We start from the raw sequence: 14184 nt of genomic DNA, 5'->3' as shown, positions 1-14184 counted from the left end.
TCATATTAGAGTAAGAAAGAGGGACTTTAGTCCCTCGTGTAACAAACCTATGGACTTCAAGTCCATAGTGGTTTAGTTAAACGGACTAACCATGTTTTATTCATATTATCAAAAATATTATTTTTATAACCTTGTAACGTTTTAAATTTTTAAGCTACTTACAGTATAACTAAACCACTAATTTGAAAAAAGAACTAGAACATAGTTTTGTTGAATTGCTAGAGAAGCATCAAAATATTGTACATAAAGTTTGCCGATTGTACACTAATAATTACGATGCACATAACGATTTATTTCAGGAAATAACCATTCAACTCTGGAAAGCTTACCCAAAATTCAGAGGTGATGCTAAATTTAGTACCTGGATGTATCGTGTAAGTCTGAATACAGCTATTACACTGTACCGAAAATCGAAACGCTCTGTCAAAACGCAAGACTTTGACGGTGTATCTTTTAAAATAAAATCTGAAGCTTATGACAATACCGAAGAGGAACAATTAAAAATTTTATACAAAGCTATACACCAACTTAACGATATAGAAAAAGCCCTTGTATTTCTGTACTTAGAAGACAAGGACTACCGAGAAATAAGTGAAACTTTAGGAATTAGCGAGGTGAATGCACGAGTGAAAATGAACCGAATTAAAACCAAACTAAAAACCATATTAAATCCGTAAGCTATGGATGAATTAGATTTACTAAAAAAAGACTGGAACAAACCGTCTGAACGCAATAAACTATCTGCAAAAGACATCTACCCGATGCTGCAAAAAAAATCGTCTTCTATTGTCAAGACCTTATTTTACATTAGCATCGCCGAACTTGCTTTTTGGATTGTTATAAATTTCATCCCGTATTTTGCTTCCGAAGGCTATAAAGCGAAACTCGATTCGGTATACACCAATGAATATGTATTTGGTACTATCACCACTATTAGTTACGGCATCATCTTGTTATTTATTTACCTGTTGTATAAAGCCTACAGAGCTATTTCTGTTACCGACAGTATTAAAAACCTGATGAGAAGCATTATAAAAACCCGTAAAATAATTAAGTACTATGTGCTTTACAATTTGGTTGTCGCTGGAGTTTCGTTACTTATTGGGTTTTATTATGCCTTTACCCACGATCCCGAACTCACCGATAAGTTTGCCCATTTCACAACCAAACAAGTGGTGGTTACTTCTATGATTGTGGTTGTTTTCACCGTAGTTTTTATACTGATTTTATGGTTGTTTTACCGCCTTATTTATGGTTTATTACTTAAGCGTCTCAATAAGAATTACAGAGAATTAAAGAAATTAGAAATTTAATAGTATTTCTGGCGTTCCCCTAAGGGTCGGGCTTTTCGCGCTATATGTAGCTTGCTTCAAATACTTTCGTATTCACGATTTCCTTCTTATAACAATAAGCGTTTATGAGTAATCCCTAACACGTATAGCGAATGATGAAATTAAACATTAAAACTCCTCTAAAAGATCTATTGGTATAACCTCTCCAACCTGCATTTGTCCTAAATTTAAGTGCCCCACTCGAACACGCACCAAGCGCAATGTTGGAAAACCTACAGCCGATGTCATTTTACGTACTTGCCTAAACTTACCTTCATTAAGGGTAACCGATATCCAGGTGGTTGGTCCGTGACGCGCATCCCGTATCTTTTTCGATCTGGTTGGTAAATCAGGCTCCTCTTCAAGTTTAAACACTTTACATGGCTTTGTCTGGTACTTCTTTCCATTAAAGCCTATTTCTACCCCATTAGCCATCTGTTGAACAGCTTCATCGGTTATAGCTCCGTCTACCAAAGCATAGTATTCCTTATCTACCTTTTTACTGTTTACAAAGTCACTGGTTTTACCATCCGTTGTCAATAACAATAAGCCCTCCGATTTTTCATCCAAACGACCAATAGCCATAATTCCTTCAGGAAAATCATGTAAACTACCTAGAAAATTCTTTTTTTGTTGTTTGCTATCGTTACTGTAAAACTGACTTAAAAAGCCGAAAGGTTTGTAGATTATAAAGTGCTTGTGCTCCATATTACACATTTCCACTTAGTATACTATACACCAATTCCTTGGTTGGTGTTTGTCCGTTTATTTTTTCTTTCACAGCCTCAAACGTCATTACAAAGTCACATCCCGATTTATAAGCACTGCATCCGTAAGCAGTTTTACCTTTTATAATGGTGCCTTGCTTACATTTTGGGCATTTCAATTCATCGGAATTAGCGTCACCTGAGGTCGAAGACTTAACTTCCACAGTTTTTGGCTTCCCCGTTTTCTTGGGTTCTAATTTCAATTTAAAGTCATCATCAAAACGTACTAATCCTTCTACTTTACCGGCATCGGTTTGAAAACCTTTTAAATTAACTGTCGACCCCTTTTGAAGTAATCGCACAAATTGCTTTTCGGAGATTTTCTTACCGCTAAACGAAAACGGCATCACAAAGTTACATCCCGACTTATAAGCACTACAGCCATATGCCGATTTCCCTTTTATAATGTTGCCTTGTTTACACTTCGGACAAGTTTCAGCAAGGATACCGGCCTGCTTTTTTTGTTCGGCTTTCGCCTCACGTTTTTTAACTGTTACGGCATGTGAAATATTAGCCCTTCTGGTCTCACTGCGTACCTCATACACCAAAGCATCAACCATGCGCTTCATATTTTTTATAAAAGCACCGGCACTATACTCGCCTTTTTCAATATCTTTCAGTTGCTTTTCCCAACTTCCGGTTAATTCCGCTGACTTTAATAAGTCATTCTGAATGGTTTCTATCAACTGAATTCCAGTAACCGTTGGCAACACCTGTTTTTTATTTCGCTTGATGTATTTACGCTTGAATAAGGTCTCAATAATATTGGCACGCGTTGACGGACGACCAATACCGTTTTCCTTCATCAGCTCCCTTAGATCCTCATCATCCACCTGCTTCCCTGCCGTTTCCATAGCACGTAATAAAGAGGCTTCGGTATATTGATTTGGCGGCTTGGTTTCCTTTTCTAAAAATGAAGGTTCATGAGGTCCTTTTTCTCCTTTTTCAAAACTTGGTAGAATCCCGGATTCTTTTTCTTTCTTATCCGGACTTTCAAACACCACACGCCAACCTTTCTTTAGTATTTCTTTTCCTGTTGTTTTAAACGACACTTTATCGGCTTCACCTATTACCGAAGTATTAGCTACCAAACAATCATCGTAAAACACGGCTATAAACCGTTTCACAATAATATCGTAAACCTGTTTTTGATTATATGGCAATTGTGATTGCATCCCCGTGGGAATGATCGCATGGTGATCGGTAACTTTCTTATCGTTGAATACTTTGCTGGACTTCTTTATTTTCTTTCCTAATAAAGGTTGCGTTAAAGTGGAATAATCCGTTAATTTTCTAAGAATACCTTCTACTTTAGGGTATACATCGCTTGGTAAAAACGTAGTATCTACCCTTGGGTATGTGACAACCTTTTGCTCGTATAAACTCTGAACTATCTTTAAAGTATCTTCAGCTGAAAAGCCAAATTTATTATTACAATACACCTGTAAGCCGGTTAAATCAAACAGTTTTGGCGCATATTCCTTTCCGTCTTTCTTTTCAATAGAAACAATCTCGAAATCACTTTCTTTAACGCGATTGGCTAAAACCTCCCCGTCTTCCTTCTTTAAAAAGCGTCCTTCCTCACAACTAAACAAGGTATCGCGATACATGGTTTGTAATTCCCAATACGGCTGTGGCTTAAAGTTTTCAATTTCCTTGAAACGATTCACCACCATCGCCAACGTTGGGGTTTGCACACGCCCAATAGATAAAACCTGCTTGTATCCGCCATGTTTTAAAGTGTACAAACGCGTTGCATTCATACCTAGTAACCAGTCGCCTATCGCTCTTGAAAAGCCCGCGTAATAAAGGTTATCGTAGCTTTCAGAGGGTTTTAAATTATCGAAGCCTTCTTTAATGGCTTCGGTGGTTAATGAAGAAATCCAAAGACGTTTCACTTCACCTTTGTAATTCGCTTCATTCATTACCCAACGCTGAATAAGCTCTCCTTCCTGCCCGGCATCCCCGCAGTTTATAACCACATCGGCTTTTTCGAACAAGCTTTTAACAATTTTAAACTGCTTTTGTATTCCTGAGTTTGCTACCACTTTTGTTTCAAACTTTTCAGGTAACATGGGCAGATTATTCAAATCCCAGCTTTTCCAATACGGCTTATAATCATTAGGTTCTTTTAAAGTACATAAATGACCAAAGGTATACGTTACTGCATAGCCATTCCCTTCGAAATACCCATCGCGTTTGGTATTCGCTCCTAAAACAGTGGCTATTTCTCGCGCCACACTTGGTTTCTCGGCTATACAGACTTTCATTTGGTTTCACTAAATAAGAGTCCGCAAAATAGCAATTTTGAAGTAGTTTTTGAAAAAGACTTTTCAGGAGTTATTAACGAAATTAATCACCAATAGCCTGCATGAAATCAGGGAAACCACTTGGCGTCCATTTTACTACTCTGGCTCTGGTTGCACGATTTGGATCTGATAGTTCATGACCTTTAATCTCCTTATAATCACGTGCGTGATAAATCATAATTAAATCTTTACCGTCTTCTGAAGTGGTGAATGAATTATGCCCTGGCCCGTAACGCTTCACATCTTCGTTGGTATAAAACACAGGTCCTGGCGATTTATTCCAGTTTTTAAGGTCTAAAAGATCTTTATCTTCATCAATCCACAACAGACCAACACAATAATTTTGATTGGTAGCACTCGCCGAATAGGTTACAAAAATTCTACCGTCGTGCTTTATAACTGCCGGCCCTTCGTTAACATTATATTTCATGCGTTCCCAGCTAAATTCAGGCTCGGTGATAACTACTTCTGGTCCCACCAATGTGGTTGGATTTTCCATTTCAGATAACACTAATCCTGTACCGTGTTTGCCACCGCGTACATTCTGCGCCCAGATCATATAACGTTTACCTTTATGTTCAAAAGTTGTCGCATCTAAAGAAAACGACTCCTGTTTGGCTTTCACCTTACCCTCTTCTTTCCAGGTGCCTTGCATTGGGTCTTTAGACGTATTTGATAAGGCCCACATTCTGATATTCCAGATATTTTCAGCTTCACCAGCGGCAAAATAAATATACCACACATCATCAATTTTATGTAATTCAGGCGCCCAGATATGATGCCCCATAACTCCGGTTTCATGCTTGGTCCAAACAACTTTTTCTTCGGCTTCTTTTAATCCGTTTATAGTTTTGGCTTGTCGAATAACTATCTTATCGTACTCAGGCACAGTCGCAATTAGGTAATAGGTTCCGTCATCGGTTTTAAACACCCATGGGTCGGCACGTTCTTCAGCTATTGGATTATTAAATTGTTCATTCTGTGCAAAAGACTGTAATGAAAATATAGGTAGACAGGTTAATAAAAATAGTGGTGAAAAGAATTTCATATTTAGTTTAGTTTTAATCAAATATAATAAGTGCTAAGTTTACACTTTTTATTAAAACTTCCTAATTCCAGTTTAAAAACTATAGGTTTTCGGCGGACTAAAATTATCATCAAAAAGGATTTCGGCATGACCACTGGCGGCATCATAAGGTGCTTTTTCTACCATTGATGGATTGGACGGATAGGTTCCGTTTGCGTAAGTCAGTTCTTTTAATTCTCCAAGAGATCTGGTTAAAATAATCTTCCAACCATTTTTCATGGACGGCTCTACCCATAATGGGGTTCTGGTTACTGTAAACCTTGTGATGGTTTTTAATTCGGGGCTTAATAGCAGAATGGTACATCCCCCTGTTCCACAAAAATAAGACGTCATAAAATTAACGAAGACTTCATTTTTACCGTCGTTATTCAAATCGATTTGATAAAGCTGAAACTTTCGTTGTGACGCATCAATAATATTCAAATCACCTTCAGATAAATATTGGGTAGTAATAAAATCCTTTATTTGCTCTGCCAAAGCATCATTTACACTTTGGGATGCATAGATTTCTTTTGGTGCTTCTTTTTTAACATCAACCTGTTCAACCGGCTGTTCTAAAGGTTCAGTAACCTGATGTTCCACCTTATTTTTACAGGCATGCAAGACACCTACAATGACAAATAATAAAAGTGTTTTTTTCATGAATGGATTAATTTAGAAAACTATCCTAAATTTAATCAAATTCATTTACAAATATCTATAAATCTATTTCTCAGGAGTATTTATAGCAAATTCAGGATTGCTTTTTTTCACTTTTTTAGACATGAAAAAGAACAGATTTCCAATCAAGCTACAAGTGAACATAGCAACTCCGATAGGCACTAAATCTTTAGAATGAAATAACGCTATTAAGGTTCCTGAAACAAAACCTAATAAAAACCTGAAGATTCCTAAGGTAGCATTGGCTGAACCGCTAACTTCGGGATTTATATTAAGAATCAAAGCTGTTCCGTTACCAAAAACCAGACCTAAACTACCAACATAAAATACAATTAACACAAATACACTCCAGAAGGATACATTTCCAGACTGCACGGTTAAAAACAGTAGAAACCCTGCCAACAGCTGCATGTATAAACCAATGTGCAATAAGCGTTTAGGCTTATAGAATTTAAGCAGATACGTATTTAATAATGATAATAAGATGTTTAATAAAATAGTTGCGCCGAAAATTAACGGGAAATGTGCCTGATCGACTTTAAAATATTCCAGATAAATAAAGGACGAACTCGTGATAAAAATATACAGTCCGGACACCGGAAAACTTATTGCCATAAGCATAATCACCGATTTTCTATCGGACAGAAACACTTTGTACTTTCCTAATAATTCTTTTGTGTTAAACCGTCTGGATATTAACTTATCTTCTCTGGATTCCGGAATAAGCATATAAAATAGCGTAAACAGAATTACCGCCCAGATAAACAAAAATAAAAAGACGCCTTGCCACCCATTATAGTGAATGATTACCGAGCCAAACACTGGAGCAAACAACGGTGCCAGCATCATAATCATGGTTGTGATCGTAATCAGTTTAGCAACTTTTTCGCCTTTATACCAATCACGAATAAACAGATTCGCTGTAACTGTAGCAAAACCACCACCAAAAGCCTGAAGGATTCTTAGCGCCAAAACACCCTCGATGGCAGAACAGAATGGTATAGCTAATGCTGAAAGTCCGTAAAGTGTAATTCCGGTTAAAGCAACAGGCTTACGTCCATAAGCATCCGACAACGGACCTCCAAAAAAATTACCTATAGAAAACCCAAGAAAATATAAGGTAATAGTTAATTCTATCACATTAATATCTACTCCAAAAAATGTCGCCATAAGCGGCATGGCCGATAGATACGAATCAATTGCAAATGGCGACAATGCTATCAATGCCGCCAAAAACAAAATGATAATTTTACTATTACCCTTATTAACTCTAAACTTTTTCATGTGCAATATTTTCCCTTCGGAAGATGCAAAGGTAGTTCGGTATGCCAGTTTAATAGCAATTCAAAATTAGGTGAAAATGATACTTTTTAAGGTAGTTTTCTAAAAACTGAAGGTGTTACGCCTTCATTATTTTTAAAGAATTTAATAAAGTTGGTCGCTTCTTCAAACCCCATTATCATTGATATCTCTTCAATAGATTTTGTGGTTTGTACCAGTAAAGATTTGGCACGAAGCATTTGGTAATTGGTTAAAATCTGTTTAGCCGAACGACCGTTAGCCCGCTTAGTACATTCCGATAAATAAATAGGAGTAATATTGAGCAAACTAGCATATTCAGCTATCGTTTTATACTTCCCGGTTTCCTCCAGCAACAGCTCTTCAAAGGCATTGGTAAGCTCTTCATAGCGCTTCAATTTCACATTACCCGATTCGCCTTTTAAAATGCGCTTCATATAATTCAATAGAATATTTAAATATGATTGAATAATCTCAACACATTGGGCTTCGTTATTTTCAAACTCACGATGCATTGCTTCCAGCAGCTGTTTGATATACTGCTTTTCTTCTTTACTAATTTTAAACGACGGTTTGGTATTTAGTTTAAAAAATGGAAACTCATGCTGTATATCATACTGGTGACGTTTGGGCGTAAAAAACTTGGCTTTGAAAAACACAATGATACCCACCGGTTTTTCCTTACGAATTACCGAAAGCGATTGCATAGGCGACGTGAACATGATAGAGTCACTTAAATCATTCATCTTGGTATGCCCTACCTGCACTTCATTCTTATTCTCCTCGTAAAACGCAATCTCGAAAAACCTCTTGTAATGCGGAAAAGTCTCTACTGTTCGTGCATAATCTAAATCGTCAAACTTTAGAATAAAGAAATCTGGTGACACGCTTTTTTTGGTCACATGGAGTTCGGTAAGTAGATCGTCTATGGTATCGAATACCTTCATAGAGAGTTATTCTATTTTTATTTGGTACGCCTCCAATAGTCCAGAAACGCCTTCCAAAGCAAATTTAGCGCCTTTCATCTTATTATGCTCAGGATGAATTCGATAATTTGTTGCTTTTCTAAAATCGGTATGTTCTAAATTGCTATTTTGAAATGTCGCCTCTTTAAAATCGCAACCGTTAAACACCAACCCACTTAAATCGGCCTCGGTAAAATCGACATGCACGCATTTACTGTTGGTGATTCGGCTTGTTTTTAACCCCACCTGATAAAAAGAAGAATGATCCAACACACAATCTTCTATTTTTATCTCCAAACCAAAGGTATTACAGTTCTCAAAATGCAACCCGAGCATTTTACAACGTTTAAATTGAACTTCCTGAAAACTGGTATAGGTGATATTTGCTGAACTTAAATTGCAGTCAATAAACTCACATTCCAGAAACTTAATTTCAGACATAAAACTCTCCGAAAAATTACAATTAATAAACCTACAGTAATCGTAATCACCTTTTGGCAATCGGTTTATTGTAAAATCCTGTTTTTCGAAAACTTCATCCTCTGTGATATGCATTGATTAACTTTATAATTATGTTGATGACCAGTCATGGTATTTAGAGATGCTGAAATAAATTCAGCATGACAGGTATTTTGTTTTTCGAAGATAACAAGAAATGCAATAAATGACTACTATCACTTTAAATAGATACTGAAACAAGTTCAGTATGACAACCTACTCCTACCCCTTTTCAATAACACTCAAGGCCAAACGGATTTTAAAATAATCCATTTGCTCGTTAAAGTAATCGAAATACGGTTTTAAAGCACTGGGCGCATCCAGTTCTTTATAGGCTTTTTTTACCGCAGCCACTTCACTTTTGGTAACAAAATCGTAGATATTTATGGCTTTACCGTCTTTGTATAACTTGGCGATATGCGAATAAATGGTTGGCGCTTTTAATTTACGCTTTATCGATATCTCCTCAACAGACAATCCTTGCTTGTACAGGTCGTAGGTTACCAAATGCGTATCGGTCTTTTTAGGTTTCTTTTGCTTCGACCCCATAAAATCGAGAATCTCGGCAATAAACTCATCACCGTATACCTCAAGCTTACGTTTACCAACCCCACTGATGCTTAAAAAGTCGTCTTCACTCATCGGGCGCTCGCGTTCAATCTCTTTTAATGTCGCATCACTAAATACCAGATATGCCGGAATATTTTCTTCTAAAGCAATTTTATAACGCAACTGACGTAAACGCTCAAAAAGACCTGAACCTTTGGGCTTGGCAACTTTGCGCTCTCGGGTTGCTGGTTTTATTTCTGCAACTTCTATCGGTTTGGTTAAGGATACTTTAAGCCCTTCAAACAGCACTTTTTTAGAGAATTCAGTGAGATGTAACGCGTTATTCTTATGAAAGGCAATTTCACAAAACCCTTGATTAATCAACTGAATAATATAATGCTGCCAATCTTTCCATGCGATATCTTTACCTATACCAAAGGTTTTTAGCTGCGTATACCCTTTGTCAAGCACTGCTGCATTATGCGAGCCGCGTAATACGTCAATTACCATCCCAACGGCTTCGGTTTCTTTCAGGCGATAGATTGCAGACAGCGCCTTTTGAGCTATGATAGTTCCATCGAAAAACTGTGGCGGATTTTTACACACATCACAATTTCCGCAATTCTCAGCCAGTAACTCCCCGAAGTAACTCAATAATATTTTTCTACGGCAGGTGGTCGCCTCAGCAAACTGCTTCATGCGTTCTATTTTAGCAACCTGAACTTCCTCATTAGAAGTACCGTTAGCAAAATTTCGCAACTGAATCACATCGGCATAACTGTGAAATAACAATGCATGCGATTTTAATCCGTCACGTCCGGCACGACCAATTTCCTGATAGTAACCTTCTATATTTTTAGGCATGTTGTAATGCACTACCCAACGCACATTCGATTTATCGATTCCCATCCCAAAAGCAACGGTAGCACAAACAATTTGTGTTTTATCGAAAATAAAATCTTCCTGCACTTTGCTACGCTCATCAAAATTCAATCCTGCATGATAGGCCTTTGCTTTAATACCGTTGTTAGCGAGTTTCTCTGCCAGTTGCTCGGTGGCTTTTCGGCTTAAACAGTACACAATTCCTGACTGATTGGGGCGTTTTCTAATAAACTTTACAATCTGTGACACCCGATTATCGGCAGGACGCACTTCCAGTGAAATATTGGTTCTATCGAAGGACGAAATAAACTGTTTGGCGTGCTCAATTTGCAGCTGCTTTAAGATATCGTCGCGTGTCGCCTTATCGGCAGTCGCGGTTAAAGCAATAAAAGGCGTATTGGGTAAGCTGGCTTTTAAAAAGCCCAACTGCTGGTAACTGGGACGAAAGTCATGACCCCACGACGAGATGCAATGCGCCTCGTCAATCGCCACACAGCTAATGTAGGTTTCCTTTAATATATTCTGTAAACCAGCTAAGCTTTCCGGTGCAACATAGAGCAATTTTAGCTTTTTATCGACCACCTGCCCCATAATGGCCTCCTGCTCTTCAGCACTCTGGCTACTGTTAAAAAACGAGGCTTTAATACCATTGGCATTTAGGCCGTCCACCTGATCTTTCATCAGGGCTATTAATGGTGAAATGACCAGTGTGACTCCCGGAAATGACAATGCCGGCAACTGGAAACATATCGATTTTCCGCCACCTGTAGGCATAATCACCAAACAATCCTGTTTGTTTAATACCGTTTCTACAATGTCTTTTTGCTGTGCACGGAAACTATCGTAACCAAAATAATGTTTTAGGTTCGATACCACCAGATTTTGAAGGTTTGTAATTTGCATGTAGCTATGTCGTGAAGAGACCTCTGGAAATAGCTTAGCCTACCACTCTCTAAGTTTATTCAATTCTTCCTGAGCCTCTAATTCTTTTTGAGGGATTACTTTTAAAAACGAAGGATGCTGTTCAATAGCATATTCAATTTTCTTTACAATGTCATCGGTGGTTTCGTTATCGTAATCAATCTCTAACGGCGCTTTAATTTCCATCGACTGTAGAATGTTCTTCTTTTTAATGCGTAATCCTTTTTTATCGAACGAACGGCGGAACCCATCAATAACAATAGGCACCACTACTGGTTTATAACGTTTTATAATATGGGCTGTTCCTTTACGAATAGGCTTAAATGGCGTGGTGGTTCCTTGCGGAAAGGTAATGACCCAACCATCGTCCAGAGCTTTTCCTATATTTGAAATATCACTCATACGTACCTGGCGGTTTACATCTTTACCTTCCGATCGCCATGTACGCTCGATACTTACCGATCCTACATAGGCTAACACCTTAGGTAGTAAACCTGCTTTCATAGTTTCTTTGGCCGCTACATAATAGATATTCAGCTTCGGATTCCAAAGATAGCCTACATTTTTTATAGAATCGACACGACCGCTTAAACTCGCGTTAAACACATGAAACATTGCCACCACATCGGCGAAATAGGTCTGATGATTAGAAATAAACAGCACGTTTTTATCCGGCAGGTTTTTAATAATTTCAGAACCTTCAATTTGCAGTTCGTTAAATCCGCGAAAGCGCTGATGCGTCATTGCACCAAGTACACGAATTAACCACTTCTTTATAATAAGTATATGCCCAAACGGATTTCTCTTAAACAACCCCATAAAATCGTGCCTCAAATATATTTAGTTAGCAGCTACAAATGTAATAAATCTATTAAACTACCATGGCCGATTTTAATAAGTCTTTTACTTCACTGAGCATCATGGCAGTAGCTCCCCAAACCACATAATCATTCAGTTTAAAGGCAGGCACCTCAACTTCAGGACTATAAGACGTTTGTACGGTTTTAGCAATTACATTGGTATCGTCCAGAAAATCACTTAATGCCACCTCAATAAGTGCCTCGACTTCTTCATCCTGTTTTATAAACTGCGGTGTTTCATGACAAAACCCAATAAATGGAAACACATAAAAGTTGCTTGGCGGAATATACACTTCGGTTAACTGGCGCAACACATTAATACTGTGTTGTGGCACCCCTACCTCTTCAAAAGTTTCACGAACGGCAGCTGCTTCAATAGATGGATCGTCGTCTTCCAGCTTCCCGCCGGGAAAGCCTACCTGTGCCGAATGCACCCCTTTGTACGTCTTCCGTAAGATTAATATAATATGCGTGGTATACGATCTATCGGGGTAAAACAAAGCCATAACGCCCGCCTGCCGTGCCTGTTTTACAGCCTCTCGTTCCAGACGTAATTCTTCACGACGAAACGTAGGAACCATTTTAAACTGCGCAGATTCGGCTGGTAGTGGTATATTTTTTATTTTTGAAGCAACTAATAAAAATTCATCAAAATTCATACACTATGCGCTTTATCTTGTTTTTATGTCTTTCCTGTTTATTTCTGAATTGTGAAGATAAACAATCTAAACAAAAAAATAAGACCGAAGAACCGAAGACTGAAACTGTAGCCAAGAAATCCAATCAGGTTGAACCGGAAAAACGTAAGTACCCAAAGTTAACCGATAAGAATGCTATGGAGTTCTTTTTAAAATACGGTGAAGAGAACAAGGAAAATAAAGTTCGTATTTCTACCGACTTTGGAGATATTGACATTTTACTGTTTGAAGAAACCAAATACCACCGTGCCAATTTTATCTTTTTAACCAAACAGAAATACTTTAACAACACCCAGTTTTACCGAGTAATCGACAACTTTATGGTACAGGCCGGCGGTAGTGACGATATAGAAATAGGCCATAAACGTGCTGATATAGGGCGCTATTTATTACCTGCCGATACCAAGCGTGGTTTTAAACACGACCGTGGGGTGATTTCTATGCCGAGTAGCGATATTGATAATCCGCATAAACTGGCATCGCCATATGAGTTTTTTATTGTGCAGCAACATGGCGGATCGCACTTTCTAGATGGTGACTTCTCTATTTTTGGTCGGGTAACTAAAGGCATGGAGGTGATTGACAAAATTGCTGCCGTAGACACCGATGATGCCGACTGGCCTTTGAAGAACATCTACATTCGTAATGTTGAGATTATAGAATAAGCTTTGTTGACGGGTGACCGAAGACGGGTGACGGATGCAGGAAGTGTTAACTATCATGCCTGCGGAAGGAGGCATCCATTATACGTACTCCTTGATATATTCCTGCCTGCGCAGGAAATCGAAGATTCGACGTAGTCAATAATAAACTCCTGAACTCTCACAACTGTCATGCTGAACTCGTTTCAGCATCGCAACTACACCTTGTTTAGACCCTGAAATCGAAGATTCAGCGTAACTAAACCAGTTCAGAGTGACAAAGTCATTTCCCATCAAAATGAAGGTATAAACCTCCTATTACTCTTACTTTTTTTAGTTCACTATTTTATATTTTAATTTAAAGAGTTCATGAATCTCCTCCGTCGATTTCATCGCCGAAAAAAGTAACAAACCCTTCGACTCCGCTCAGGACAGACCACTAGACTTCAAATACTGTCATGCTGAACTCGTTTCAGCATCTCTACTATATCTTGTTTAGACCCTGAAATCGAAGATTCAGCATAACTAAACCAGTTCAGGGTGACAAAGCCATTTCCCGTCAAAAATCAGAAATAATGAGTGAAGGCATGGAACTGCGAAGCACAGCTTCAAGCATGTAATGCTGGGAACGAATGATGCGTTAGCAATTTCCTAGTTTTTGACTTGATTTTTTGGTTAAGCTACGCTTGCTACTTTCGTTCAAAGTATACTTTAAAC

The 14184-nt window shown here is 38.1% G+C and carries 13 protein-coding genes; 3 read left to right on the top strand and 10 right to left on the bottom strand.

Annotated elements, in window-relative coordinates:
* Positions 1–182 precede the first annotated feature (182 nt).
* Complete coding sequence (locus ICJ85_RS14535; RefSeq protein WP_188224528.1) at positions 183–677, top strand: RNA polymerase sigma factor; 495 nt, start codon at positions 183–185, stop codon at positions 675–677.
* 3 nt (positions 678–680) lie between these two features.
* Positions 681–1313 (top strand): hypothetical protein, encoded by a 633-nt coding sequence (locus ICJ85_RS14530; protein WP_188224527.1) that lies wholly within the window; start codon positions 681–683, stop codon positions 1311–1313.
* Between the two features lie 147 nt (positions 1314–1460).
* Here ICJ85_RS14530 and ICJ85_RS14525 read toward each other — a convergent pair whose 3' ends face one another.
* The 10 genes from ICJ85_RS14525 to ICJ85_RS14480 all read right to left on the bottom strand — a co-directional run bounded on the left by ICJ85_RS14525 (position 1461) and on the right by ICJ85_RS14480 (position 12787).
* Positions 1461–2039 (bottom strand): pseudouridine synthase, encoded by a 579-nt coding sequence (locus ICJ85_RS14525; protein ID WP_188224526.1) that lies wholly within the window; start codon positions 2037–2039, stop codon positions 1461–1463.
* 1 nt (position 2040) lies between these two features.
* Positions 2041–4368: a type IA DNA topoisomerase gene (locus ICJ85_RS14520; protein WP_188224525.1), complete on the bottom strand. Its 2328-nt coding sequence runs from the start codon at positions 4366–4368 to the stop codon at positions 2041–2043.
* An 82-nt stretch (positions 4369–4450) separates the two neighbouring features.
* Positions 4451–5455: a glycoside hydrolase family 43 protein gene (locus ICJ85_RS14515; protein ID WP_188224524.1), complete on the bottom strand. Its 1005-nt coding sequence runs from the start codon at positions 5453–5455 to the stop codon at positions 4451–4453.
* A 72-nt stretch (positions 5456–5527) separates the two neighbouring features.
* Positions 5528–6136 carry a hypothetical protein gene (locus ICJ85_RS14510; protein ID WP_188224523.1) on the bottom strand — a complete coding sequence of 203 codons (609 nt, stop codon included), beginning with the start codon at positions 6134–6136 and terminating at the stop codon, positions 5528–5530.
* Positions 6137–6199: 63 nt separating this feature from the next.
* Positions 6200–7438, bottom strand: coding sequence for a multidrug effflux MFS transporter (locus ICJ85_RS14505; RefSeq protein ID WP_188224522.1), 1239 nt, complete (start codon positions 7436–7438; stop codon positions 6200–6202).
* A gap of 86 nt (positions 7439–7524) precedes the next feature.
* Positions 7525–8400: a helix-turn-helix domain-containing protein gene (locus ICJ85_RS14500; protein WP_188224521.1), complete on the bottom strand. Its 876-nt coding sequence runs from the start codon at positions 8398–8400 to the stop codon at positions 7525–7527.
* Positions 8401–8406: 6 nt separating this feature from the next.
* Positions 8407–8973, bottom strand: coding sequence for a pentapeptide repeat-containing protein (locus tag ICJ85_RS14495; protein ID WP_188224520.1), 567 nt, complete (start codon positions 8971–8973; stop codon positions 8407–8409).
* Between the two features lie 165 nt (positions 8974–9138).
* A complete protein-coding gene (gene recQ / locus ICJ85_RS14490; protein WP_188224519.1) occupies positions 9139–11250 on the bottom strand; it encodes a DNA helicase RecQ in 2112 nt (703 codons plus the stop codon).
* Positions 11251–11289: 39 nt separating this feature from the next.
* Positions 11290–12087, bottom strand: a complete 798-nt coding sequence (locus ICJ85_RS14485) for a lysophospholipid acyltransferase family protein (protein ID WP_188224531.1) — start codon at positions 12085–12087, stop codon at positions 11290–11292.
* A 52-nt stretch (positions 12088–12139) separates the two neighbouring features.
* A complete protein-coding gene (locus ICJ85_RS14480) occupies positions 12140–12787 on the bottom strand; it encodes an NUDIX hydrolase (protein ID WP_188224518.1) in 648 nt (215 codons plus the stop codon).
* Between the two features lie 5 nt (positions 12788–12792).
* Between ICJ85_RS14480 and ICJ85_RS14475 the strand changes: the two genes are divergently transcribed.
* Positions 12793–13491: a peptidylprolyl isomerase gene (locus tag ICJ85_RS14475; protein ID WP_188224517.1), complete on the top strand. Its 699-nt coding sequence runs from the start codon at positions 12793–12795 to the stop codon at positions 13489–13491.
* The last annotated feature ends 693 nt before the right edge of the window (positions 13492–14184 follow it).

This window comes from Aestuariibaculum marinum, assembly GCF_014596975.1.
Taxonomy (GTDB): domain Bacteria; phylum Bacteroidota; class Bacteroidia; order Flavobacteriales; family Flavobacteriaceae; genus Aestuariibaculum; species Aestuariibaculum marinum.
The sequence above is the reverse complement of the archived record's forward strand: the minus strand, read 5'-3'. Positions and strand labels throughout refer to the sequence as shown.